General features: G+C 73.9%; 23 protein-coding genes and 1 pseudogene. 17 read left to right on the top strand and 7 right to left on the bottom strand.

Annotation, left to right across the window (positions count from 1 at the left end):
- Positions 1–18: 18 nt before the first annotated feature.
- The 6 genes from RHODO2019_RS14525 to mnhG are packed head-to-tail and all read left to right on the top strand — an operon-like array spanning position 19 to position 6304.
- Entirely contained in the window at positions 19–2943 is a 2925-nt protein-coding gene (locus RHODO2019_RS14525; RefSeq protein WP_265382458.1) for a Na+/H+ antiporter subunit A, read from the top strand.
- Entirely contained in the window at positions 2940–3548 is a 609-nt protein-coding gene (locus RHODO2019_RS14530) for a Na(+)/H(+) antiporter subunit C (protein ID WP_265382459.1), read from the top strand. The genes RHODO2019_RS14525 and RHODO2019_RS14530 overlap by 4 nt, the downstream gene beginning before the upstream one ends.
- Complete coding sequence (locus tag RHODO2019_RS14535) at positions 3545–5140, top strand: Na+/H+ antiporter subunit D (RefSeq protein WP_265382460.1); 1596 nt, start codon at positions 3545–3547, stop codon at positions 5138–5140. Before RHODO2019_RS14530 ends, RHODO2019_RS14535 begins: the two co-directional genes overlap by 4 nt.
- An 11-nt stretch (positions 5141–5151) precedes the next feature.
- A complete protein-coding gene (locus RHODO2019_RS14540) occupies positions 5152–5703 on the top strand; it encodes a Na+/H+ antiporter subunit E (protein WP_265382461.1) in 552 nt (183 codons plus the stop codon).
- Positions 5700–5960: a monovalent cation/H+ antiporter complex subunit F gene (locus RHODO2019_RS14545; RefSeq protein ID WP_265382462.1), complete on the top strand. Its 261-nt coding sequence runs from the start codon at positions 5700–5702 to the stop codon at positions 5958–5960. The genes RHODO2019_RS14540 and RHODO2019_RS14545 overlap by 4 nt, the downstream gene beginning before the upstream one ends.
- The gene (gene mnhG, locus RHODO2019_RS14550) at positions 5957–6304 is read left to right on the top strand and encodes a monovalent cation/H(+) antiporter subunit G (protein ID WP_265382463.1); all 348 of its coding nucleotides are present in this window, start codon (positions 5957–5959) and stop codon (positions 6302–6304) included. Before RHODO2019_RS14545 ends, mnhG begins: the two co-directional genes overlap by 4 nt.
- Before the next feature lie 35 nt (positions 6305–6339).
- Here the strand turns inward: mnhG and RHODO2019_RS14555 are convergent, their stop codons facing one another.
- Positions 6340–6807, bottom strand: coding sequence for a DUF7282 domain-containing protein (locus RHODO2019_RS14555; RefSeq protein ID WP_265382464.1), 468 nt, complete (start codon positions 6805–6807; stop codon positions 6340–6342).
- Positions 6808–7113: 306 nt separating this feature from the next.
- On the opposite strand from RHODO2019_RS14555, the gene RHODO2019_RS14560 reads away from it, so the two are divergent.
- The 7 genes from RHODO2019_RS14560 (at position 7114) to RHODO2019_RS14590 (ending at position 14909) form a co-directional block, all read left to right on the top strand.
- Positions 7114–8793, top strand: a complete 1680-nt coding sequence (locus tag RHODO2019_RS14560; protein WP_435532228.1) for a PHA/PHB synthase family protein — start codon at positions 7114–7116, stop codon at positions 8791–8793.
- Positions 8794–8839: 46 nt separating this feature from the next.
- The gene (locus tag RHODO2019_RS14565; protein WP_265382466.1) at positions 8840–9655 is read left to right on the top strand and encodes an alpha/beta fold hydrolase; all 816 of its coding nucleotides are present in this window, start codon (positions 8840–8842) and stop codon (positions 9653–9655) included.
- A gap of 10 nt (positions 9656–9665) precedes the next feature.
- Entirely contained in the window at positions 9666–10142 is a 477-nt protein-coding gene (locus RHODO2019_RS14570) for an SRPBCC family protein (protein WP_354005542.1), read from the top strand.
- The gene (locus RHODO2019_RS14575) at positions 10142–10957 is read left to right on the top strand and encodes a putative protein N(5)-glutamine methyltransferase (protein WP_265382468.1); all 816 of its coding nucleotides are present in this window, start codon (positions 10142–10144) and stop codon (positions 10955–10957) included. The genes RHODO2019_RS14570 and RHODO2019_RS14575 overlap by 1 nt, the downstream gene beginning before the upstream one ends.
- Before the next feature lie 409 nt (positions 10958–11366).
- The gene (locus tag RHODO2019_RS14580) at positions 11367–12278 is read left to right on the top strand and encodes an FAD:protein FMN transferase (RefSeq protein ID WP_265382469.1); all 912 of its coding nucleotides are present in this window, start codon (positions 11367–11369) and stop codon (positions 12276–12278) included.
- Positions 12279–12338: 60 nt separating this feature from the next.
- Positions 12339–13340, top strand: coding sequence for a DUF1707 SHOCT-like domain-containing protein (locus RHODO2019_RS14585; RefSeq protein WP_265382470.1), 1002 nt, complete (start codon positions 12339–12341; stop codon positions 13338–13340).
- A gap of 75 nt (positions 13341–13415) precedes the next feature.
- Positions 13416–14909 carry a long-chain-fatty-acid--CoA ligase gene (locus RHODO2019_RS14590; protein ID WP_265382471.1) on the top strand — a complete coding sequence of 498 codons (1494 nt, stop codon included), beginning with the start codon at positions 13416–13418 and terminating at the stop codon, positions 14907–14909.
- A 68-nt stretch (positions 14910–14977) separates the two neighbouring features.
- Here the strand turns inward: RHODO2019_RS14590 and RHODO2019_RS14595 are convergent, their stop codons facing one another.
- Positions 14978–15598: a LytR C-terminal domain-containing protein gene (locus RHODO2019_RS14595; protein WP_265382472.1), complete on the bottom strand. Its 621-nt coding sequence runs from the start codon at positions 15596–15598 to the stop codon at positions 14978–14980.
- A complete protein-coding gene (gene napA / locus RHODO2019_RS14600) occupies positions 15598–15915 on the bottom strand; it encodes a nucleoid-associated protein NapA (protein WP_265382473.1) in 318 nt (105 codons plus the stop codon). Before napA ends, RHODO2019_RS14595 begins: the two co-directional genes overlap by 1 nt.
- A gap of 108 nt (positions 15916–16023) precedes the next feature.
- Between napA and RHODO2019_RS14605 the strand changes: the two genes are divergently transcribed.
- Entirely contained in the window at positions 16024–16608 is a 585-nt protein-coding gene (locus RHODO2019_RS14605) for a peptide deformylase (RefSeq protein ID WP_265382474.1), read from the top strand.
- A 37-nt stretch (positions 16609–16645) separates the two neighbouring features.
- The gene (locus RHODO2019_RS14610) at positions 16646–17551 is read left to right on the top strand and encodes an N-acetylglutamate synthase, CG3035 family (RefSeq protein WP_435532127.1); all 906 of its coding nucleotides are present in this window, start codon (positions 16646–16648) and stop codon (positions 17549–17551) included.
- Between the two features lie 317 nt (positions 17552–17868).
- On the opposite strand, the gene RHODO2019_RS14615 is transcribed toward RHODO2019_RS14610, so the two are convergent.
- From RHODO2019_RS14615 to RHODO2019_RS14625, 3 genes are all read right to left on the bottom strand, one after another.
- Positions 17869–19947 (bottom strand): transglycosylase domain-containing protein, encoded by a 2079-nt coding sequence (locus tag RHODO2019_RS14615; RefSeq protein ID WP_435532229.1) that lies wholly within the window; start codon positions 19945–19947, stop codon positions 17869–17871.
- Between the two features lie 96 nt (positions 19948–20043).
- A complete protein-coding gene (locus RHODO2019_RS14620) occupies positions 20044–20502 on the bottom strand; it encodes a MarR family winged helix-turn-helix transcriptional regulator (protein WP_265382476.1) in 459 nt (152 codons plus the stop codon).
- Positions 20503–20505: 3 nt separating this feature from the next.
- Positions 20506–22212 carry an MFS transporter gene (locus tag RHODO2019_RS14625; protein WP_265384798.1) on the bottom strand — a complete coding sequence of 569 codons (1707 nt, stop codon included), beginning with the start codon at positions 22210–22212 and terminating at the stop codon, positions 20506–20508.
- A gap of 168 nt (positions 22213–22380) precedes the next feature.
- Between RHODO2019_RS14625 and thiD the strand changes: the two genes are divergently transcribed.
- Complete coding sequence (gene thiD / locus RHODO2019_RS14630; protein ID WP_265382477.1) at positions 22381–23229, top strand: bifunctional hydroxymethylpyrimidine kinase/phosphomethylpyrimidine kinase; 849 nt, start codon at positions 22381–22383, stop codon at positions 23227–23229.
- A 38-nt stretch (positions 23230–23267) separates the two neighbouring features.
- Here thiD and RHODO2019_RS14635 read toward each other — a convergent pair whose 3' ends face one another.
- Positions 23268–24194 carry a pseudouridine synthase gene (locus tag RHODO2019_RS14635; RefSeq protein WP_265382478.1) on the bottom strand — a complete coding sequence of 309 codons (927 nt, stop codon included), beginning with the start codon at positions 24192–24194 and terminating at the stop codon, positions 23268–23270.
- Between the two features lie 149 nt (positions 24195–24343).
- Between RHODO2019_RS14635 and RHODO2019_RS14640 the strand changes: the two are divergent.
- Positions 24344–24547: pseudogene (locus RHODO2019_RS14640) on the top strand (cold-shock protein); the annotation flags it as partial.
- Between the last annotated feature and the right edge of the window lie 15 nt (positions 24548–24562).

Below are 24562 nucleotides of genomic sequence, written 5' to 3' on the forward strand. Positions count from 1 at the left end.
CCGTGACGGAGTGCCCCTGTGCTGCACGTCCTGCTCGCCCACGCCGTGGCGGCCGTCCTCGCCCCGACGCTGGTGCGCCGGGTCGGTCCGTCGGCCTTCGTGGTGCTCGCCGCCGTACCGGCCGCAGGCCTGGTGTGGACGCTCCTGCACGCCGGCACCGAGCAGCGCGTCGACGTGGCCTGGGTGCCCGGGCTCAGCCTCGACGTCGCCCTGCGCCTGGACCCGCTCGCGGCGATCCTGGCCAGCCTCGTCACCGGGGTGGGTGCGCTGGTGCTGCTGTACTGCGCCCGCTACTTCGACGCCGGCGAGGCGCGGGTGGGCCTGTTCGCGGCGCTGATGGTGGCCTTCGCGGGCGCGATGTTCGGGCTCGTGGTCAGCGACAACGTGCTGCTGCTCTACACCTTCTGGGAGCTGACGACCGTCCTGTCGTTCCTGCTGGTGGGGCACTACGCCGAACGGGCCACCAGCCGTCGCGCGGCCACCCAGGCGCTGCTCGTGACCACCTCCGGCGGCCTCGCCATGCTCGTGGGGCTCATCATCCTGGGCGGGCTCGCGGGCAGCTACCGGCTCTCGACCATCCTCGACCGGGCCCCGGTGCTGCTCGACCGGCACGCCTGGCTCACCGGGGTGGCACTGGTCCTGGTGCTCGTCGGTGCGCTGAGCAAGTCGGCCATCATCCCCCTGCACTTCTGGCTGCCCGGCGCCATGGCCGCCCCCACACCGGTCAGCGCGTACCTGCACGCCGCCGCCATGGTCAAGGCGGGCATCTACCTGGTGGCACGGCTGTCCCCGGCCTTCGCGGACGCGGGAGCCTGGCGGTGGACGGTGGTGCCGCTGGGTCTCACGTCGATGCTCGTCGCCGGCTGGCGCGCCCTGCGCGAGCACGACCTCAAGCTCGTGCTGGCCTTCGGAACCGTGAGCCAGCTCGGCTTCCTCGTGGTGCTGGTGGGGGCGGGCACCCGGGACATGGCCCTGGCCGGGGCGGCGATGGTCCTCGCGCACGCGCTGTTCAAGTCCACCCTGTTCCTCGTGGTGGGGGTGATCGACCACTCGACGGGCACCCGGGACCTGCGCCGGCTCGCCGGCCTCGGCCGCCGCCAGCCCGTCCTGCTCGTGGCCGCCGCGCTGGCCGCGGCGAGCATGGCCGGGCTGCCGCCGCTGGTGGGCTTCGTGGGCAAGGAGGCGGCTCTGGAGTCCCTGCTGCACGGCGGCCTGCCCGACGCGCGGGCCGCGCTGCTGACCCTCGCCGCCGTCGTGCTCGGTTCGGCCTTCACCGCGGCCTACAGCCTCCGGTTCGTGTGGGGAGCCTTCGCGGACAAGGGCCGCCCGCAGGGCAGCCCGGCCGTGCGCGCCATGCACGTCCCGGGTCCGCTGTTCCTCGCCGCCCCCGTGCTGCTGGCCGCGGGCTGCCTCGTGGCCGGGCTGCTGGCCCCGCTGGTGGACCACGCGCTGGCCCCCTATGCCGACACCGTGCGCGCCGCACCCGACGAGCCGGGGTACCACCTGGCGCTCTGGCACGGCCTCAACCCCGCTCTCGGGCTCAGCGTGCTGGCGGTCGTGGCCGGCGTCGCGCTGTTCTGGGCCCGTGAGGGCGTGGAGCACCTGCAGTTCCGCAGCCCCGCCCTGGGCAACGCCGACCGCGCGTACGACGCGTCGCTGCGCTTCGCCGACGTGCTCTCGCTGCGGCTGACCGGGGTGACCCAGCGCGGCTCGCTGCCGCTGAACCTGACGACCATCCTCGTGACCCTCACGGTGGTGCCGACGGTGTTCCTCGTGCTCGGCACCGACACCGGGGTGCGGCTGCGGCTGGCCGACTCCCCGTTGCAGCTGGCGGTCGGGGCCCTCGCCGTCGTCGCCGCGCTGGCCGCCACCAGCACCCGCAACCGCCTCACGGGCGTGCTGCTGGTGGGGCTGACGGGCTACGCCGCGGGCATCGTCTTCGCCATCCACGGGGCGCCGGACCTGGCCCTGACCCAGGTGCTGGTGGAGACGCTGACGCTGGTGATCTTCGTGCTGATGCTGCGCAAGCTGCCGCCCGACATGCAGGACAGCAACTCCGTCGGGCGTCGCGGCCCCCGGGCGGTGCTGGCCGTCGGTGTCGGCACCGCCATCACGGTGGTCGGGGCGTACGCCGTCAACGCCCGCACCACCGTCCCCGTCGCGAAGCTCCTGCCCGACGCCGCCTACACCCGCGGCAACGGCGCCAACGTCGTCAACGTGCTGCTGGTGGACATCCGCGCGTGGGACACCCTGGGTGAGATCTCGGTGCTCCTGGTCGCCGCCACCGGGGTGGCCAGCCTCGTGTTCCGCCACCGCCGCACCGGCACCGCACCCCGGGTGTCCGACGCGGTGCGCCACGCCCGGCCCGACTCCCCCGACGACCCGGCGTCCGACGTCGCCCCGGACGCCGGCACGACCTGGCTCGCGGGCGGGCGGTTCGTCGACGCCAGGCACCGCTCCCTGGTGCTCGAGGTCTCCGCCCGGCTGGTCTTCCCGACGGTCATGGTGCTGTCGATCTACTTCCTGTTCTCCGGCCACAACGCCCCGGGCGGCGGATTCGCCGGCGGACTCGTGGCCGGGCTCGCCCTGGTGGTGCGCTACCTGGCGGGCGGTCGCTACGAGCTGGGCGAGACGCTGCCGGTGGACGCCGGGCTCATCCTCGGTCTCGGGCTGCTGCTCGCCGGGGGCACGGCCGTGGCGTCGCTGTTCCTCGGAGCCCCGGTGCTGTCCTCGGCCGTGCTGGAGGTGACCCTGCCCCTGCTGGGCGACGTCAAGCTGGTGACCGCGCTGTTCTTCGACACCGGGGTGTACCTGGTCGTGGTCGGCCTCGTCCTGGACGTGCTGCGCAGCCTCGGCGCCGGGCTCGACCGCGAGGCCCTCGACGAGGGGGGCGACGACCGGCTCGCCGACTCCTCGCCCGCCGTGCGGGGCGGCGGGGTGTGACCGCGAACCTGGGCCTTCTCGTCGTCATCGGGGTGCTCTACTCCTGCGGGGTGTACCTGCTCCTCGAGCGCAGCGTCACCCGTGTGCTGCTCGGCGTGCTGCTGCTGGGCAACGCCACCAACCTGCTCCTGCTCACCGCGGGCGGGCCGGCCGGTGACCCGGCCCTGGTCGGTCGCTTCGCCGAGGAGGGCATGGCCGACCCCCTGGCCCAGGGGATGGTCCTGACGGCCATCGTCATCACCATGGGCCTGGCTGCGTTCGTCCTGGCCCTGACCTACCGCGCGTTCACCCTCACCCGCGCGGACGCCATCGAGGACGACCCCGAGGACGTGACCGTGGCCCACCGGAGGCGGGCCGACGCACCGGACCGCGACCGCTCCGAGAGCGCCCGACGGGGCGGGGACACCGCAGCCGGCGACCGGTTCGGGGCCGCGATCACCAAGGACGTCCTCATCGACACCGAGCTCCCCCCGCTCGAGGGCGACACCGAGCTCGCCCCGCTCGAGGGCGACACCGAGCTCGCCCCGCTCGAGGGCGACACCGAGCTCGCCCCGCTCGAGGGCGACGAGGACGACCCCGGGTCGAGGGGCGGGGCGCACCCGTGACCGCGCTCGACACCGCCACCCTGGCCCCGCTGCCGGTGCTGCTGCCCCTGCTCGGCGCGGCGGCCTGCCTGGTGGTCGGGCGCCGGCCCCAGGTGCAGCGGGCCATCAGCGTCACGGTGCTGACCACCGTGCTGGCCGTCGTGGTGACGCTGCTGCTGCTGGCCGACCGCGACGGCACCACCGCCGTCCAGGTGGGCGGCTGGGTCGCGCCGGTGGGCATCACCCTGGTGGTCGACCGGCTCTCGGCGCTGATGCTCGTGGTGGCGTCCACCGTGCTGCTGGCCGTGCTCGTGTTCGCCATCGGCCAGGGCGTGCGCGACGGCGACGAGCGACAACCCGTCTCGATCTTCCAACCCACCTACCTGGTGCTCGCCGCGGGTGTGGCCAACGCGTTCCTGGCCGGCGACCTGTTCAACCTCTACGTCGGCTTCGAGGTGCTGCTGGCCGCCAGCTACGTGCTGCTCACCGTGGGCGGCGGCGCGGACCGCATCCGGGCCGGGGTGTCCTACGTGGTGGTGAACCTCACGTCGTCGGTGGTGTTCCTCGTGGGCATCGCGCTGGTCTACGCCGCCACGGGGACGCTGAACATGGCCCAGCTCTCGGTCCGGCTGGCCGGGGTCCCCGAGGGCACCCGGAACGCGATGTTCTGCGTGCTGCTGGTGGCCTTCGCGCTCAAGGCCGCGGTGTTCCCGCTCTCGGCGTGGCTGCCCGACTCCTACCCCACCGCGCCCGCCCCGGTCACCGCGGTCTTCGCCGGGCTGCTGACCAAGGTCGGCGTCTACGCCATCATCCGCACCCAGACGCTGCTGTTCCCCGGCGGTGCGCTGAACGGGGTCCTCATGGTGGCCGCGCTGCTGACCATGCTGGTGGGGATCCTCGGCGCCATCGCGCAGAACGACGTCAAGCGGCTGCTGTCGTTCACCCTGGTCAGCCACATCGGGTACATGGTCTTCGGCATCGCCCTCGGCACCCGGGCGGGGCTCTCGGGCGCCATCTACTACGTGGCCCACCACATCGTCGTGCAGACGGCCCTGTTCCTCGTGGTCGGCATCATCGAGCGCCAGGGCGGGACGGCCTCGCTGCGACGGCTCGGCGGGCTGGCCGCCACCAGTCCCGTGCTGGGCGGGCTGTACCTGGTGGCCGCACTCAACCTCGGGGGCATCCCGCCGTTCTCCGGGTTCCTCGGCAAGGTGGCACTGCTGCAGGCCGGCGTCGCCGACGGCAGCGTCCTCGCCTGGGCGCTGGTGGTCGGCAGCGTCGTGACGAGCCTGCTCACGCTCTACGTCGTGGCCCGCGTGTGGACCAAGGCGTTCTGGCGCTCCCGGGAGGACGCCCCGGAGGGCCACCTGGCCGACAGCGGCGAGATCGAGCCCGGCGAGGGCAGCAGCGGCGACGTGGCCCTGGCCCAGCGCAGCCGGGTCGGCCGGATCCCGCTGGGCATGCTCGCACCCACCGTGGCCATGATCGGGGTGAGCCTGCTGCTGACGGTCCTGGCCGGACCGATCATCGGCATCACCGACCGTGCGGCCGACGACCTCCGCGACCCGTCGGTGTACGTGCAGACCGTGCTCGGGCCCGACGGCGCCCGGTGACCCGCTCACGGGTGACCGGCCTCGCCGTGGTGGTGTGGCTGACGGCGGTGTGGGTGCTGCTGTGGGGGACCGCGTCCGTCGCCAACGTCCTGGGCGGGGTGGTGGTGGCCGTGCTGATCCGGCTGCTGCTGCCGCTGCCGGTGGTGCCCACCGAGGGACGCATCCGGCCGCTGCCCGTCCTGCGGCTGGCCGTCCGGGTGGCCGTGGACCTCGTGGTGTCCAGCGCCGACGTCGCGTGGCTCTCGGTCCGGCCGGGCGGACCCCCTCGCACCTCGATCACCTCGGTGCAGCTCAGCACCCGCTCCGACCTGGTGCTGAGCCTGGTGGTGAGCCTGCTCAACCTGCAGCCCGGTGCGGTGGTGCTGGAGGTCGACGCGGTGCAGCGCCGGCTCTACGTGCACGTGCTCGCCGTCGAGCACCGCGACGCACGGCCGGGCGACAGCAACCGCCGGCTGCGCCGCTCGGCGCTGCGGCTCGAGGAGCTGCTCGACCGGAGCTTCGCCGCCCCCCGTGACCCCGAGCCCCGTGACCCCGAGCCCCACGACCTGCAGGAGGCACCGTGACCGTGATCTACGGGGTGAGCGGGGTCTGCCTGCTGCTCGCCGCCACCCTCACCATGGTGCGCATGCTGCGTGGGCCGTCCTCGCTGGACCGGGTGGTGGCCGTCGACGTGCTCGTCGCGATCGCCATCGGTGGCATGGTCACCTACTCCGCGGCCACCGGGAGCTCGTCGCTGGTACCGGCGATCGTCGCCCTCACGCTGCTCGCCTTCGTCGGCTCGGTCAGCGTGGCTCGCTTCCGCGTGCGGGACGAGACGTGAGCTCCGCGCTGGACCTGCTCGGCGCCGCGCTGGTGCTGGTCGGGGCGCTGCTGGCGCTGGCGGCGGCGATCGGCGTCCTGCGCTTCCCCGACACGCTGTCGCGGATGCACGCCGCCACCAAGCCGCAGACCCTGGGGATGGTCCTCACGCTGCTGGGCGCGATCCTGGCGCTGCGGGGCGACGTGCACGTCTGGATGCTGCTGCTGGCCATCGTCTTCCAGCTCGTCACCGCCCCGGTGGTGGCCCAGCGGGTGGGGCAGGTGGCCTACCAGGAGGGCTGCCTGCGCGAGGACCTGCTCGACGGTGACGAGCTGGCGGCCGCCGAGCTCTCCGACGACCGCTGACACCGGTCACTCCCGGCGCGGGGACGCAGCAGCGGTCAGCCCACGGTGTAGCGGGCGTCGGCCCCGACGAGGCCTCCGTCGCCACCGGTGACGTAGGGGTCCGTGGACGCGTCGAACGCCGCGTCCCCGACGTCGCGGTGCAGCTGGGCGGTGATCCCCTGCGTGGCCGTGAGCGGCGGGTCCAGCGTCACCACCACGTCCCGGCTCTCCCCCGCCGGCACCGCGGCGCTGCCCACCACCGCACCGGACGGGTCCACCACCGCGATCCAGCCTGCCTCCGCCGCCCCGACCCCGGCGACGGTGACCGTGGTGCCGTCACCGGTCTGGTCGACGAGCTGAACGGCGTCGGCGTCGGTGCCCGACACGGTGGGGCCGCTGGGGCCGATGGAGGCGGCCGAGCCCGCCGGTGCGGTCGACGCCGGCCCGGGGTCGCTGGAGCAGGCCGACGCCAGGAGCACGCACGCGGCCGCAGGGACGAGGACCAGTGCGTGGCGGAGGGTCATCCGCACATCGTCGCGCACCCGGAGGAACGGGATGAACCCGCCTCCCACGTGTCAGGCGGGTCCCACCGGGTGGCCTACTGTCGGGTGACTGCAGTCACAAAGCCCCGGAGGGTGACGATGAGCACGGACGCCAACACCGAGAAGGCCGCCCCGAAGCCTCGGCGGGCGAGCCCGCGGAAGGCCGCGGCCACCACGTCCCGCGCCCGGAAGGGGTCGCCGCGCGCGGTCACCGGGTCCGCCACCCGCTCCACCGCGGCACGCTCCGCCAGCTCCCGTCCCACCCCGGCGGCCCCGCCCGACAGGGCGATGGGGGCCGACAGCGTGGACGTCGCCGCACCGCTGGACTCACTCCTGGTGGACGCGGTCTTCGGGCCGCTGCGGCGGTTCAACCCGGGCATGTCGGGCCTGCGGATGGCCGCGCGCCTGGCCACCCGTCCGCAGAAGCTGGGCCGCCGGGTGGCCGGCACCGCCGGTGAGCTGGCCAAGGTGGCGGTGGGCTTCTCCTCCGTCGAGCCGTCCGCGAAGGACCGCCGCTTCGCCGAGCAGGCCTGGACGGACAACGCGTGGCTTCGCCGGGTGCTGCAGACCTACCTCGTCACCGGTCAGGCCACCAAGGACCTCGTCGGCGACGCCGGGCTTCGCTGGAAGGACCGCGAGCGGATGACCTTCGTCGCGGAGAACCTCGTCGAGGCGCTGAGCCCGAGCAACAACCCGTTCCTCAACCCCGCCGCGCTCAAGGCGGCGCTGGACACCGGCGGCACCAGCTACGCGCGCGGTCTCCGCAACTTCGCCACCGACATGGCCGTGAAGCCCCGCGTGCCGGCCATGGTCGACACCTCGGCGTTCAACGTCGGTCAGGACCTGGCCATCACCCCCGGGGCCGTGGTCCTGCGGACCGAGGTCTTCGAGCTGCTGCAGTACACCCCGACCACGGAGACCGTCCGCACCGCGCCGATGTTGCTGGTGCCGCCGACGATCAACAAGTACTACGTGGCCGACCTGGCCCCGGGCCGCAGCATGGTGGAGCACTTCGTCGCCTCGGGCCAGCAGGTGTTCCTGGTCAGCTGGCGCAACCCCAGCCGCAAGCACGCCGCCTGGGGCCTGGACACCTACGTGCAGGCCGTGCTCGACGCCATGGACGCCGTGGAGCAGATCGCCGAGACCGACCAGCAGGTGCTGTTCTCGCTGTGCGCGGGCGGCATCATCTCCTCGCTGACCCTGGGCCACCTGGTCAACACCGGCCAGGAGGACCGCCTCTCCGGCTTCTCCCTGGGCGTCACGCTGCTGGACCAGTCCCGCGCCGGGCTGATGTCCTCGGTGACCAGCCCGGAGCTGGTGCGCGCCGCGGCCGCCAAGTCCCGCGCCGACGGCTACCTCGACGGACGCAGCCTCGCCGCGGTGTTCGCCTGGCTGCGCCCAGGTGACCTGGTGTGGAACTACTGGGTCAACAACTACCTGCTGGGCAAGCAGCCCCCGGCCTTCGACGTCCTCTACTGGAACGCCGACACCACCCGGATGGCCGCCGAGCTGCACGCCGACTTCCTGCAGCTGGGACTGCACAACTCGCTGGTCACCCCGGGTGCGGTGACCGTGCTGGGCTCGCCCGTGGACCTCTCGAAGGTCACGGTCGACTCCTACGTGGTGGCCGGGATCGCCGACCACATCTGCCCGTGGGCCAGCTGCTACCGCAGCGTGCACCTGCTGGGTGGGAGGAGCCGGTTCGTGCTCTCCACCAGCGGGCACATCGCCGCCCTGGTCAACCCGCCGACCAACAAGAAGGCCAGCTACCGCGTCAGCGACACCACCCCGACCGACCCGCAGCAGTTCCTGGCCGACAACGAGCCCGTCCAGGGCAGCTGGTGGACCGACTACGTGGCCTGGCTCGGTACCCACTCCGGGGGGTCCAAGCCCGCGCCGACGAGCCTGGGCGACGCGGCGCACCCCGTCCTGGCGGCGGCCCCGGGCACCTACGTCTTCGCCACCTGAGCCGGCGCCCAGCATGGCAACGGCCGCCCCCGTACCATCGACCGCCGTGAACACCTTCCCCGACGCCGACGTCCGGCTCGTGCACGTCGACGGCCTGGACATCAAGGTCTCCGTGCGCGGCACCGGTCAGCCGCTGCTGCTCATCATGGGGCTGGGCGGCAACATGGGCATGTGGGAGCCGCTCGAGCGGGAGCTGGTGCCCCGGGGCTTCCAGACCATCACCTTCGACGCCCCGGGCACGGGCGAGTCCACGGGCTGGTTCCTGCCCCGCCGGATGTCCGCGATCGCCCGGGTGGTGGAGCACGTGCTCGGTGCGCTGGCCCTGGGGCAGGTGGACGTGCTCGGGGTGTCCCTGGGTGGCGCCATCGCCCAGCAGCTCACCCGCCAGGCGCCGCAGCTTGTGCGCAAGCTCGTGCTCGCCGCGACCATGCCGGGCGTGGGTGGGGTGCCCGCCTCGCCGTCCGTGCTGCTGCGGATGAGCACCCCGCGCCGGTACCGCGATCCCGAGTACTTCCGGCAGGTGGCGGGCACCCTGTACGGCGGGCGCTCCCGGTCTGCCGAGGGCTCCCCCGTGCACCACACGGCGGCACGCTTCGCGGCGCCCCCGTCCTGGGCCGGCTACGCCCACCAGCTCTACTCCATCCAGGGCTGGTCGAGCCTGCCGTGGCTGCACCGCCTCCGGCAGCGCACCCTGGTCATGAACGGCGACGACGACCCGATCGTGCCGCTGGCCAACGGCCGCATCCTGGCGTGGCGGATCCCGCGGGCGCACCTGCACGTGGTGCACGGTGGCGGACACCTGTTCCTGCTCGAGGAGCCCGAGGCCTCGGCCGCGACCATCGCCCAGTTCCTGCAGGCCTGACGTGGACAGGGTGCGCACGGTCTCGGACGAGGTGCTCGTCGCCGCGACGCCGGAGGCGCTGTACGCCCTCGTGAGCGACCCCAGCCAGATGCGCCGCTGGAGCCCGGAGAACACCGGGGCCTCCACCACCGGCTCGCTGCCGGTCGGCGCGGAGTTCGACGGCACCAACCGGCGCGGCCGCCGACGGTGGGTCACCCGCGCGGTGGTCACCGCCGCCGATCCCGGGTCGCGCTTCGCCTTCCGGGTGCACCGCATCGGGCTGGGACGGCCCCTCGTGCCGGCCCGCAACGCCAGCTGGGAGTACCGCCTCACCCCCGTCGACGGCGGCACCCTGGTCACCGAGACCTGGACCGACGACCGCCCGTGGCCGGACACGCTGGTCCGCGCCTTCGACACGGTGGCCACCGGGACGACGTTCGCGGCGTTCCAGCGCGGCAACATCCGACGCACCCTGGACCGGCTCAAGGCCGACGCCGAGCAGGGCTAGTGCCCGGGTCCGTCGTCGAGCGGCTGCGCGCCGCGGGCTGCGTGTTCGCCGAGGACGAGGCCGAGCTGCTGGTGGGGGCCGGTGGCGACCTGGAGGCGCTGGTGGCCCGGCGGGTGACCGGCGAACCCCTGGAGCAGGTGCTGGGCTGGGCGGAGTTCTGCGGGCTGCGGGTGCCTGTGGAGCCGGGGGTGTTCGTGCCGCGGCGGCGCACCGGGCTCCTGGTCCGCGAGGCGGTGGCGCTGGACCCGCGCGTGGTGCTGGACCTGTGCTGCGGCACGGGCGCGGTGGGGCTGGCGGTGGTGACGGCGCTGGGTGCGTCCATCGAGCTGCACCCGTCCGTCGAGCTGCACCCGTCCGTCGAGCTGCACCCGTCCGTCGAGCTGCACTGTGCCGACGTGGACCCCGCGGCCGTGGCCTGCGCGCGCAGGGCCGTGGCCGGCGTGGGGGGCCGGGTGCACCTGGGCGACCTCGACGAGCCGCTGCCCGCCGACCTCCGCGGCCGGGTGGACGTGCTCGTGGTCAACGCCCCCTACGTGCCGACCGGTGCGGTGGCCCTCATGCCGCCGGAGGCCCGGGTGCACGAGCACCGGGTGGCCCTCGACGGCGGCGTCGACGGGCTCGACCTGCACCGCCGGGTCGCCGCCGTCGCGCCGCGCTGGGTGCGGCCGGGCGGGAGCGTGCTGGTCGAGACGAGCGAGCGGCAGGCTCTGGCGACGGCGGAGCTGCTGCGGCGCAACGGGTTCCGCACCCGCATCGTGCGTGACGACGAGCTCGACGCGACGGTGGCGGTGGGGATCCTGCGGCCACGGGAATGATCCCGCGGCCGGGGTGTTGTAGGACGTGGCTGGTCCGATCCACCCCCGGGCCCCACCTCAGCCGCCACGAGCGGCCTTCCGCCGAGAGGCGGTGACGGACCAGCCCACGAACTGCGGTCGTCCGTCGAGCACCGCCCTGCTCCGGGCGGCCGCACCCCTCTCGTCCCGGTGGGTCCGGATCCGCTGCTGTCCCTGGTGGTGGCCGCCACCCTCACCGTCGACACCGCGCTGAAGCAGGACTCCCGGTCGACGTCGGCCCCGGTGCTCGGCGACGTCCAGGCACGGCCCAGCCCGCTCACAGGCTGCCCACAGCCGCGGTGGCGAGGCTGGGGCCAGGAACCCGCCACGAGGAGGCAGCAGTGGAAAACCGCACCCGAGCACGGCACCGAGCGCGCCGGGCCACCGGCGCGTGAGCACCGCTGCCGCCGAGTGGGACGTCTGGAGCACCCGCGCCCGCCTCGTCGTCACCGACCCCGCCCAGCTCGAGCCCGCCCGGCGCCTGGTCGTCCAGCACCTGGCTGACGTCGACGCCGCGTGCAGCCGTTTCCGGGCCTGCTCCGAGCTGCGCGCCGTCGAGCAGGCGCACGGCCAGCCGGTGGTCGTGACCGCGCTGCTCGCCCGACTGGTGGCCGCCGCGCTGGAGGCCGCCGAGCGCACCGACGGCGACGTGGACCCCACCGTGGGCTCGGCGATGGACGCCCTCGGCTACGACAGGGACATCACCCACGTGGGCACCGACGACCACCCGGTGGCCGTGCTCGTGCACTCCGTCGGCTGGCGGCGCGTCCTCCTCGACGGCAGCGTGCTGACCCTGCCGCGGGGGTCGCACCTCGACCTCGGGGCGACCGCCAAGGCCGTGGCCGCCGACCGGGGCGCCGCGCTCGTGGCGGCCGAGACCGGCTGCGGTGTGCTGCTCAGCCTCGGTGGCGACATCGCCACGGCCGGACCCGCACCCGGGGGCGGCTGGCAGGTGCTGGTGCAGGACATCCCCACCGACCCCGCCTGCCAGGTGGCCGTGGCCGCCGGGGGTGCGGTGGCCACCTCCAGCACCGTGCGCCGCAGCTGGAGCCACGGAAGGCGCACCGTGCACCACATCGTGGATCCGCGGACCGGCCTGCCCGCGCCCACCCGCTGGCGCAGCGTCACCGTCGCCGCCGCCACCTGCCTCGAGGCCAACACCGTCAGCACGGCGTGCGTCGTCCGGGGTGACGCCGCGCTGCGCTGGCTGCGCGAGCTGGGGCTCCCGGCCCGCCTGGTGGACGACCGGCTCCGCGTGCACACCGTCAACGGTTGGCCGGCCGAGACCGGGCTCGCGGCCTGAGGAGCCACCGGCTGCGCCGAACGCTTCCCGGGCCCGGCCCCGGAGGGGCACGATCACCGGGTGGACGAGGCGGCGGGGACGGACGGCGGGGCGGACCGCGCGGTGGGCGACCTCGAGCGGGCGGTGGCCGACGCGGAGCTGCAGGCCGCGGTCGGCCGCGGCGCGCTGAGCCTGCGCGACTACGAGGACCTGGCCAGCTCGGTGTGGGGTGCCCGCACCCGGGGTGAGCTCGCCGCGGTCGTCGCCGATCTCGTGACCAGCCCCGAACCCTCCGTCGTGCCCGCGACGCCCACGACCCGGGAGCCCCTGCGGACGGTGGCCGTGATGTCGGAGTCCCAGTTCTCCGGGGCCGTGCTCCCCGGCCAACCGGTGCAGGCCACCGCGGTGATGGGCACGGTGGTGGTGGACCTGCGCCGCACCGACCTGCCGCACGACGTGCAGGTTCGGGCCGTGACCGTGATGGGCGAGGTCACGGTGCTCGTCCCCCGCGGGGTGCAGGTGCACCTGAGCGGGGCGGCGGTGATGGGCAGCCGCACCACCGACGTCGGGCCGGCCGAGCCCGGCGCCCCGGTGGTGACGGTGCGGGCCTCCGCCCTGATGGGCTCGGTCACGGTCTCGCACGGCTCCGGCGAGCAGGTCGCGGTGCCGGGGGTGGACCTGGAGAAGGGACGCGGCACGGTGGACCGCCGGCGGCCGCACCGCTCCGGCGGGTGGCCGCTCAAGCGGATCGTCACGGTGGTGGCGGTGGCCGCGGCGGCCTACGGGGCCGTGCAGGTGGCCGGGGCCGACCACACCACGGTCTTCGGCAGCGGCACCGTCACGCAGACCGGACCCGGCACCGTCGATGTCGGCGTGCTCTTCGGCAGCGAGGTGGTCGTGGTGCCCGACAACGCGGTGGTGAGCACCGAGGGAGGCATGGTCTTCGGCAGCACCACCTGCGACGCCGCGTGCGTCCCGGGCCGAACCGGTGGTCCGGCGATCACCGTGAAGGGTGCGGGTGCGTTCGGCCGCGTCCAGGTCCGCACGGCCAGCGAGGCCGCGGCCGATCGGAGCCACCGCTGAGCCGGGCTCGCCTAGTGTGTGCCCGAGCCCGCAACGCCGCGTGGCCGACCTCTCGCGCGTCGAAGGAGTCCGCAGGTGACGAACCTCGCCCAGAACCTGACCGCCAGTGCCGAGCGCCAGCCCGACGGGGTGGCCGTGCGACTGGACGACCTGGAGATCACCTACGCCGCGCTGGACGGCTCCACGGCGCACCTGGCCGGGCTGCTGCGCGCCAAGGGGGTCGAGCCGGACGACAAGGTCGCCATCTCGCTGCCCAACGTCCCGCCGTTCGCCGTCTGCTACTACGGCGCGCTGCGGGCCGGGGCCGTCGTCGTCCCGCTGAACCCGCTGCTCAAGGCCCGCGAGGTCGCCTACCACCTGTCCGACTCCGGGGCCAAGGTCCTCATCGCCTGGCACGACTTCGAGGACGCGGCCCGGGCCGGGGCCGAGGAGGCCGGGGCCGAGCTGGTGCTGGTGCGGCCCGAGGACTTCGCCGAGCTGGTGGGGGCGGCCGAGCCGTTCACCGAGGTCGTCGAGCGTGCCGACTCCGACACCGCCGTCATCCTCTACACCTCGGGCACCACCGGGAAGCCCAAGGGCGCCGAGCTCACCCACGCGAACCTGTCCTCCAACGCGCGGGTCGCCGCGGAGTCGCTGCTCGAGCTGGGCCCCGACGACGTCATCCTCGGGTCGCTGCCGCTGTTCCACGCCTTCGGCCAGACGTGCGCGCTGAACACGGCCGTGCTCTGCGGGGCCACCCTCACCCTGATCCCCCGCTTCGACCCGGCCAAGGCCCTCGAGGTGCTGCAGCGCGACGGCGTGACCGTCTTCGCCGGGGTGCCCACCATGTACGCCGCCCTGCTGCACCACCCGGACGGCGAGAGCTTCGACCTCTCCAGCCTGCGCACCTGCATCTCCGGCGGGTCCGCGATGCCCGTCGAGGTCATGCGCGCGTTCGGCGAGAAGTTCGGCGCGACCGTGCTCGAGGGCTACGGCCTGTCGGAGACCTCACCGGTGGCCTCGTTCAACCTGCCGACCATGGAGCGCAAGCCCGGCTCGATCGGCGTGCCCGTCGACGGGGTGGAGATGAAGCTGCTCGACCCGGACGGTGCGGACGCCGCCGAGGGCGAGGACGGCGAGATCGCGATCAAGGGCGAGAACGTGATGAAGGGCTACTGGGGCAAGCCCGAGGCCACCGCGGAGGCCATCGTGGACGGCTGGTTCCGCAGCGGGGACATCGCCCGCAAGGACGACGACGGCTACTACTACATCGTCGACCGCAAGAAGGACCTCATCATCCGCGGCGGGTACAACGTCTACCCCCGCGAGATCGAGGAGGTCATGTACGAGCACCCGGCCGTGGCCGAGGTGGCCGTCATCGGCATCCCGCACGAGAGCCTGGGCGAGGAGATCGGTGCGGCCGTGGCGCTCAAGGAGGGCCACTCGGTGACCGCCGAGGAGCTCATCGCACACGTCAAGCCCCTGGTGGCGGGGTACAAGTACCCGCGGATCGTGTGGTTCGTCGACGCGCTGCCCAAGGGGGCCACGGGCAAGATCCTCAAGCGCGAGATCAGCTCGCCGCAGCAGTAGAGCCCCGTCCGACCGGTGTCCGCGGGTGGGTGTCGCGCCCGCGGGCACCGGTACGGCCTCCGACCGGTTCAGCCCGCGTAGTCCGCGGTGACGACGAGGACGACGCCGGCGGCCGCGCTCGGCAGACCGTCGAACCGGGGCTCGACCCGCGCACCGGTGTCCGCCGCGAGTGCGCGGGCAGCGGCCTCCTCGGCGGTGCCGGGACGGTAGTAGGCGGTGGTGGTGGGGACCAGGCCCGTGTAGTTGCCGACCTCGACCACCGTCCACCCCCGGCCGCGGACGTCCTCCGCCGCGCGGAGGGCCAGACCGCCCACGGTCGAGTTGTTGAGCACCACCACGTCCACGCTCGTGCGCGGGTCCGGTGCGACGGCCGCCGGTGGGACCGTCGTGGGCGCGAGGGTCGTCGGCGCCACGGTGGTCGTCGCCGCCACGGTGGTCGTGGTCGGGGCGTCGGTGGCCGGCGGTGTGGTGGTCCTGCCCGACGGCGCGGTGGTGGTGGTCGCGGTCGTCGGGGAGGGGCTCACCGAGGTGCTCGCGAAGGTGCTCCCGGAGGACGCGGCGGCCGTGGTGTCGTTGCTGGTCCCGGTGAGCACGCCGACGACGGCCAGCACGAGGGCCAGACCGACGAGGGTGACCCCCGCGATCCGCAGCGGCGACCGTCCGGGACCACCGGTCGCCGAGGTGCTCATCAGACGGTGAAGCCCAGCCGCCGGGCCGCGCGCTGCTTCTGCCGGCTGGCGCGGAGCCGGCGGAGGCGCTTGACCAGCATCGGGTCGGCCGCGAGGGCCTCCGGGGTGTCGACCAGCGCGTTGAGCACCTGGTAGTAGCGGGTGGCCGAGAGGTCGAAGAGCTCCTTGACCGCCTCCTCCTTGGCGCCTGCGTACTTCCACCACTGGCGCTCGAAGGCGAGGATCTCGTGCTCGCGGCGGCTGAGGCCGTCCGTGGGGGCCGGGTCGTCGACCCCCGGGCCGTCGACCTCCGGTGCGGGGGTCGCTGCGGCGTCCATCGCGCTCCTCCCCTGGCTCCTCGGAGACGGGCGTCCCCGGTGAATCACACGGCTGTCGTTCGATGGCCATTGAACCACGTCGGAGCGACCTCGCTAGGCTCGCTCCCCGTGTCGATCCTCCCCGTCCGCATCGTCGGTGATCCCGTCCTGCACGCCCCCACCCGGTCCGTGGCGACCCTCGACGACGCGCTGCGCCTGCTGGTCCAGGACTTGTTCGACACCATGGACGCCGCTCACGGGGTGGGACTGGCGGCCAACCAGGTGGGTGTGGACCTGCGGGTGTTCGTCTACGACTGCCCCGACGACGAGGACGACGACGGACGCACCCGGCGCCGGGGCGTGGTGGTGAACCCCGTGCTGGAGACCTCCGAGGTGCCCGAGGGCATGCCCGATGTCGACGAGACCGAGGAGGGCTGCCTCTCGGTGCCGGGAGAGGCCTTCCCCACCGGCCGGGCCGACTGGGCCCGGGTCACCGGCACCGACGTCGACGGTGCCGTCGTGGACGTCGAGGGTCACGGGTTCTTCGCCCGCTGCCTGCAGCACGAGGTCGGCCACCTGGACGGGTTCACCTACCTCGACCGGCTGGTGGGCCGGCACGCCCGGGCCGGCAGGAAGGCCGTCAAGCGCAACGGGTGGGGGGTTCCGGGGCTGAGCTGGCTGCCGGGCGAGGGCCCGGACCCGTTCGGCCACTGAGGTGGTCGACGCCCGCCGTCCGAGCGGCGACCCCGTGGTGCCGCCAGCCCCCGGCGACCGGGTGGTGCTGCGGCACCGCCTGCCCGCCGGGTCCAGCCACCCGATGACCGACGTGCTCGGCCTGCTCGAGTCGGTGGACCCGGTGCGGGTGCGCGCTGCCGACGGGAGGGTGGTGCAGGTGGCCAGCGACGACGTCGTGGCGCTCAAGACCGTGCCCCCGCGGCCGGTGAGCACTCGGGCCGTCCGCGCCCTGGAGCACGCCGCCGCACTGGCCTGGCCCGGCAGCGAGCACGCGTGGCTGGAGAGCTGGCTGGTGCGCGCGGGGGGTGGCTTCACCGCCCGGGCCAACTCCTGTGCCCCCCTGGGGCCGGTGCCCGAGGACGGGGTGCAGCGGGTCCGCGCCTGGTACGCCGAGCGCGGGCTGCCCGCCCGGTTCACCCAGCCCGACCGCCTCGCCGTGGACCTGCCGGGCTGGCCGGTCATCGACCGCTCCCGGGTGCTGACGGCCCCGGTCGCCGACGTCGCCGGAGCCGAGGTGGACGTGCGGGACGAGCCCGACGACGAGTGGCTCGGCGCCTGCCGCCACCGCGGGAGGACGCTGCCGCCAGGGGCGGCGGGGGTGCTGCGGGCGGTGGTGGACGGGGAGCTGGGTTTTGCGCGCGTCACCCGTGGGTCCGAGGTGGTGGCCGTGGCCCGGGGCGCGGTGACCGCCGCGCCGGACGGCACCCCGTGGCTGGGGCTGACCGTCGTGGAGGTGGCGCCCCGCGCCCGCCGCCAGGGCCTCGGCGGGCGGATCTGCGCAGGTCTGGTCGCGTGGGGGGCCGAGCGGGGCGCGCAGGGTGCCTACCTGCAGGTGGCGGAGCCGAACACCCCGGCCCGCGCCCTCTGCGCAGCGGCGGGCTTCACCGACCACCACGGGTACGGCTACGCCCTGGAGCCCTGAGGCCGCCCGGTGCCGTCGCGCGTCCTCGGGGACCCGGGTGCCGTCCGGTCAGCAGGCTCTGAGATCGGGGCGCGGAACGCGGGTACGACGTGCGGTTGGCGCCCCGATCGCCTCCTCGCCCGGCGGACGCCGACGCGGATCCGCCGATCAGGAGACGGGATCGGGGTGTGGTGCGCACGCACGACGTGCGGACCGCGCCCGGATCTCCGAGCGTCACGAACGGTCGTCCCCGCCGAGTCGACAGTCGGGCCCCCGAAACCTGCCGGGAGCCCGAGCCCGCGTCGCGGCCCGCCCACCTCGCGTCGGCCGGGGTCGGATCAGGGCTGGCCGAACGCCCCGTTCCCCGTCGCGTACCGGGGAGCGAGCACCGGTGCCGTCACCGCCCCGAGTCCGCCCACCACCGGGGACACCGCGTCGAACCAGCTGCGGGCCGGCTCGGCCCCGCCGGTCAGGTCGGCGGTGGCGGAGGGGCAGTGCCGCAGGGGGGAGGTGCACATGCTCCGCGGGCTGCCGGAGTCGTCGAAGATGATGTCGGCCCCGGCCACGGTGTTGGTGAACCCGAGGAACGCGTCGGACTTCTCGGCGTTGGTGGTACCCGTCTTGGACGACAGGGGCAGCGTCCAGCCGACGGTCTTCGCCGCACCGGCCGCGGTGCCGCTGACCGGGTCGTGGCTCAGGCCGTTGGCGAGGCTGCTCGCCAGGTCCGGGTCCACCACCCGCTCGCAGGCCTGCTGGTTCACCGTGACGGCGGCACCGGTGGAGTCGGTGACCCCGTCGACGGGGGTGGGCGGGCACCACGTGCCCCCGGAGGCGAGCGTCGCCCCCACGTTGGACAGCTCCACCGGGTTCACCGGGGTGACGCCGAGGGTGAAGGACGCCTGGTTGCCGTTCTTGAAGGTGTCGGCGATGGACGTGGTCCGGCCCGGCTGGACGACCCCGTAGGACCGCATGCCGAGCTTGACGGCCATGTCGACCGTCGGCGCCACGCCGACCTCGCTGATGAGCTTGACGAACGCGGTGTTGGGCGACTGCGCCAGCGCGTCCCACACCGGGTACGACGTCTTGTAGTGCGAGCTGTAGTTCTGGACGCAGTAGGTCTTGGCCGGGCACCCGGGGCTGCCCGCGCTGTCCCCGAAGCCCTTCAGCTGGAGCTGGGCCGGGGTGTCGAGCACGTCGTTGATGCCGAGCCCCTTCTCCATCGCCGCGGCCGTGGTGAAGATCTTGAACACCGACCCCGCGCCATCACCCTCCAGTGAGTACGGCTGGCCGAGCACGGTCTCGTGCCGGGCGGCGTCGAGGCCGTAGGTGCGGCTGCTCGCCATGGCCAGCACCTTGTGCGCCGTGGTGCCGGGCTGCACCACGTCCAGGACGTTCGCGATGCCGTCGAGATCGGCCGGGGCCTGCCTGACCAGCCCGGCCTTCGTCGAGGCCTGCACCGTCGGGTCGAGGGTGGTGTGGATGGTGAGCCCGCCGGTGTCCACCTGCTGCTGGCTGATCCCGGCCGTGGCCAGGTACTGCAGGGCGTAGTCGCAGAAGAACCCGTTGTCCCCGGCACCGATGCAGCCGTTGGACGGCGAGGCGGCCTCGGCCAGCACCCCGAGCGGGGTCGCCTTGGCGGCATCGGCGTCGGACGGGGGAATCACTCCGTTGGCGGCCATGGTGTCCAGCACGGTGTTGCGGCGCTCGGTGACGCCCTGCACGTTGGTGTAGGGGTTCAGCGCGGAGCTGGACTGCACCATCCCGGCGAGCATGGCCGACTGGGGGACGGTGAGGTCGACGGCGTTGATGCCGAAGTACGTCTGCGCCGCGGCCTGGATGCCGTACGCGCCGTTGCCGAAGGGCACCAGGTTCAGGTACCGCGTCAGGATCTCGTCCTTGCCCAGCTTCTGGTCGAGGGTGAGCGCCACCCGGACGTCCCGGATCTTGCGGGCCGCGGTGTCGGCCGTGGCGGCGCTCTGCTCGGCGCTCGTGGTGGCCAGCACCAGCAGCTCGTAGTTCTTCACGTACTGCTGGGTGATCGTCGAGGCACCCTGCTGCGTGGAGCCGGCCGTCGCGTTCGTCACCGCGGCCCGGAGCGTCCCGCGCCAGTCGACCCCGTCGTTGGAGTAGAAGCGCTTGTCCTCGATGGAGACGACGGCGAGCTTCATGGCCCGCGAGATCTTGTCGCTGGCGACCTCGGTCCGTCGCTGGTCGCCCCAGAAGTAGGCGATGGGCTTGCCGGTGGAGTCGAGCATCGTGCTCGTCTGCGCGACCGTGCCGGTCTGCAGGTCGGTCGAGACGCTGTCCACGCTGGCGCTCACGGTCGTCGTCACCAGCCCCAACCCACCGACGACGGGGAACAGCACCCCCGCGACGAGGGCACCCGCCAGCACGCACGTCCCGCCGAGCCAGGCCAAGGTCCTCAGTCGTCGCACGGGATCCACGGTAGCGGCGAACGGGGGCTTCACACCGACCCTTGGAGGACGAAACGGGCAGCAGCACAAGAGTTTCGGTCATGGACCCCCGGCTTGATCCCCTGCCGGCCTGGTGCTGAGCACGGCCTCCAGGGCTGCCAGGCCGTCCAGCAGGCCCCGGCGCTGCCCGGGGTCGAGCCCGGCGAGCGCGGCGTCGAGCTCGCGCACCCGGGCCGAGGTGACGCCCGTCACGAGCTCGCGTCCCGCCGGGGTCGCCACGAGCAGCGTCGCCCGCCCGTCGCCCGGATCGGCCTCGCGGACCACGTGGCCGCCCAGCTCGAGCGACGCCACGATCCTCGACATGGTCGGTGGGGCCACCTGTTCGCGCGCGGCCAGCTCCCCCTGTCGCAGCCGACCGCCACGCACGAGCGTCGCCAGGGCCGAGGTGGCACCAGGACTGAGCTCGCCGGGGGCGGCGGACCGGCGCAGCAGCCGGCTGAGCCGACCGAGCCGCAGGTTCAGCTCCGCCGCCGCTGTCACCGTCGCCGGCTCGTTCACCGCTCAGCCCTTCGCCGTCGCGCGCGCGGGGGTCGGCGCGGTGCCGGGGTGGACGTAGCGTCCGCCCGCCAGGGCCGAGGCCACCGCACCGACGACCATCATGACCGCGGCCGCGACGAAGACGACGACCAGACCGGAGTGGAACGGACCGGAGATGAGCTGCGGGAAGAAGCTCTGGCCGGTCAGCACGTCGGCGTTCACGCCGGGCTGCTGCAGGGCGCCGGTGGGGCCGAGCAGCTCGCTGATGGGGTTGAAGCCGAGGAAGGCCGAGAACAGCGTGCCCACCGGAGGCTGGGCGGCGACCTGTCCGGCGACGTCGGCGGAGATGCCCTGGGCCTGCAGCCCCGAGCTGAGCGCCCCGGGCAGCGTGGTGGCCAGGCCCGCGACCATCAGGGAGAAGAACACCCCGATGCTCAACGCCGAGCCCGCGTTGAAGAACGTGCCGCGCATCCCCGAGGCCACGCCGCGCTGGTTGGCGGGGACGCTGGACATGATGGCGGCGGCGTTGGGCGAGCTGAACAGGCCCGAGCCCACCCCGTTCAGCGCGATGAGCAGTGCGAACAGCCAGTACGGGAAGTCGACCGGGATGGTCAGCAGCAGCACGAACGTCAGCGCGACGAGCGCGAGCCCGCCGGTGGCGAACGGTCGTGCGCCGTGGCGGTCGGACAGCGCACCCGAGAGCGGGCCGGCGACGAGGAACCCGACGGTCAGCGGCAGCAGGTAGATGCCGGCCCACAGCGGCGTCGTCTCGAAGCTGAATCCGTGCAGCGGCAGCCAGATGCCCTGCAACCAGATGATGAGCATGAACTGCAGCCCACCCCGGCCGACGGAGGCCGTGAAACCGGCCAGGTTGCCGAGGCCGAAGGCCCGGTTGCGGAACAGCGCCAGGTGGAACATCGGGTCGCTCACCCGGGACTCGACGACGCAGAACGCGACCAGCAGCGCGAGCCCGCCGATGATGCCGGTGAGCACCCACGGGTTGGTCCAGCCGGTGGGGTGGCCGCCGTAGGGCTGGATTCCGTACGTGATGCCGGCGAGCAGGGCCGTGAGCCCCACCGCGAAGCTGAGGTTGCCGGGCCAGTCGATCTTTCCCGGGCTCCGCTCACCGAGCTCGTGCAGCGAGCGGTAGGACCACACGGTGCCGAGGATGCCCAGCGGCACGCTGACCCAGAAGATCGCGCGCCAGTCCCACTCGCTGAGCACTCCACCGATGACGAGGCCGAGGAACGACCCGGCGATCGCGGCCACCTGGTTGATGCCCAGCGCCCGACCACGCTGCTCGGCCGGGAAGGCGTCGGTGAGGATCGCCGTCGAGCTGGCGAACAGCATCGCTCCGCCGACGCCCTGCACCACGCGCCACAGGATGATCCAGAGCGCACCCCCACCACCGGCCATCGGGTCGACGCTGAGCGCGACCGACGCGACGGTGAAGACCACGAAGCCGATGTTGTAGATCTTCACCCTGCCGAACATGTCGCCCAGGCGGCCCAGGGTCACCACGAGGACGGCGTTGACCAGCAGGTATCCCATGATCATCCACAGCAGGTAGCTGACGTTCCCCGCCGCCAGGGGGTCGAGGCCGATGCCCCGGAAGATCGCCGGCAGCGAGATGAGCACGATCGAGGAGTTGATGGTGCTCATGAGCACGCCGAGCGTGGTGTTGGTGAGGACGACCCACTTGTAGCGCGGGTGGTCCCGGTCCACGCGCATCCGGCGACCGCGGGTGGTGGTCGCCGCGGGAGCGGGTGCGACGGGGGTTTCGGTGGACACGGGGCCTCCTCGGTGACGTCCGGAGGCTAGTTGTGTGCAGGCAACTAAACAACACGGGGCGAGGTGTGCCCTGCGGCACGGGGCCCGGTCCGGGCAGAGTGGCCGTCCATGAGCGCGCCCCCGCCGTCCCTGCCCCTCCCGCTGCCCGGCGACACCCCGGTCCGGGTGCTCACGGTGGCCGGGTCCGACTCCGGGGGCGGTGCGGGGATGCAGGCCGACCTGCGGACGATCGCGCTGCTCGGGGTGCACGGGTGCGCGGCCGTCACCGCCGTGACCGTGCAGAACACCGTCGGCGTCAGCGGGGTGCACGAGGTGCCTGCGGCCACCGTCGCCGCCCAGGTGCGCGCGGTGGTCACCGACATCGGTGTCGGCGCGGTGAAGACGGGGATGCTGGCCTCGAGCGCGATCATCGAGGCGCTCGAGGAGGTGTTCGGCGAGCTCGGGATCGGGTCGAGGGTGCCGCTGGTGCTCGACCCGGTGGCCGCGTCGGTCGGCGGGGACCCGCTGTTCTCGGGCTCCGCGCAGGACACGTTGCGCGACCGGCTGTTCCCGCTGGCGACGCTGCTCACCCCGAACCTGGACGAGGTGCGGCTGTTCACCGGGATCGACGTGGTCGACGGAGCGTCGCAGCGCGAGGCCGCCCGCGTGCTGCACGGCCTGGGGCCACGCTGGGTGCTGGTGAAGGGCGGGCACCTGCGCAGCTCGCCGGTCAGCACGGACGTGCTCCACGACGGCACCTCGTTCACCGAGCTGACCGCGCCGCGCACCCCCACCACGAACGACCACGGGGCGGGCGACTGCCTGGGCGCGGCGACGGCGTGCGCCCTCGCCCACGGCTGGTCGGTGCCCGAGGCCGTCGCGCTGGGCAAGGAGTGGGCTACGCGGTGCGTGGCGGCGGCCTACCCGCTGGGCGCCGGCCACGGCCCGGTGTCCCCGCTGTGGCGGCTGCTCGGCTGATCGGCCGTGCAGGAATGCTCGCCCCCCGGGTCCAGGAATCACGCACAGGTGCGCAGCACCCGTCGGCTCGTGAACTCCCGGGGCGCACCGGTCAGCGGGTCGGTGAAGGACACCGTGCGGGCGAGCAGCTGCAGCGGGTCGGACCAGTCGTCCACGGCCACCTCGCGCACCACCGGGTAGAGCGGGTCGCCGAGGATCGGGATGCCCAGCGCGGCCAGGTGCACCCGCAGCTGGTGGGTGCGTCCGGTGCGCGGGCCCAGGCGGTAGTGCCCCGGGCGGTCGCCGGCCTCCACGAGGGTCTCGGCGTTCACCTCGCCCGGCACCTCGCGGGCCTGCAGGTGCCCGCGCTCCTTGACGATGCGGCTGCGCACGGTGCACGGCAGCTCCGGCGCGGGACCCTCGACGGCCACCGCCTCGTAGGTCTTGGTGACCGCGCGCGCGTCGAACAGCTGCTGGTAGGCGCCCCGGACGGCCACGCGGGTGGTGAGCACGAGCACCCCGGCGGTGAGCCGGTCGAGACGGTGGGCGGGGCTCAGCTCGGGCAGGTCGAGCTCCACCCTCAGCCGGGTCAGGACCGTCTCGGTCACGTGCACCCCGCGCGGGGTGGTGGCCAGGAAGTGCGGCTTGTCCACCACCACCAGGTTCTCGTCGCGGTGCAGCACGTCCACGGCGAACGGCACCGGCGTCTCGGGCGCGGGGTCGCGGTAGAGGTGCACGAACACCCCGGCCCGGTACGGGGTTGCGGCCGTGACCGCGCTCCCGTCGTCGAGCAGCACCTGCCCGGAGTCGACCTTCTCGCTCAGCCGCACCGCGTCGTCGGGCCAGCGGGCGAGCAGGTGCGCCAGCACGGTCGCCTGCGCGCCGCCCACCGGCAGGCCGGCGTCCTCGGGCAGGCCGGCGTCCTCGGGCAGGCGCAGCCGCGTGGGGTTCAGCCCGTCGCGCACGGGCAGCGGACGCGGCGGCACGTCCTGCACGGTAGCGCCGGGCCCGGCCGCCGCCCGCACGGCAGCGACGGCCGGTACCGGCCCCCCTCGTCGGCTGGGACACTGGGTGCTCGACCGACCCAGCGCTCGATCAGCCGAGCGCTCGACCACCGCGACACCAGGAGAGCACCGTGCAGCAGGGAACCGTCCGCTGGTACGACCTCGAGCGCGGCTTCGGCTTCCTCGCCCCCGACGACGGCAGCCCGGACCTGTTCGTGCACGTCTCGCAGGTCCAGGGCGAGGGCGCGGCCCGGGCGCTGCGCGAGGGCCAGACCGTGGAGTTCACCCCCGGCGACGGCCCTCGGGGACCGCAGGCCCTCACCGTGACCGTCACCGGGGACGTGGCGGAC

The sequence above is a fragment of the Rhodococcus antarcticus genome, from assembly GCF_026153295.1.
In the GTDB taxonomy this organism is placed as follows: Bacteria; Actinomycetota; Actinomycetes; order Mycobacteriales; family Mycobacteriaceae; genus Rhodococcus_D; species Rhodococcus_D antarcticus.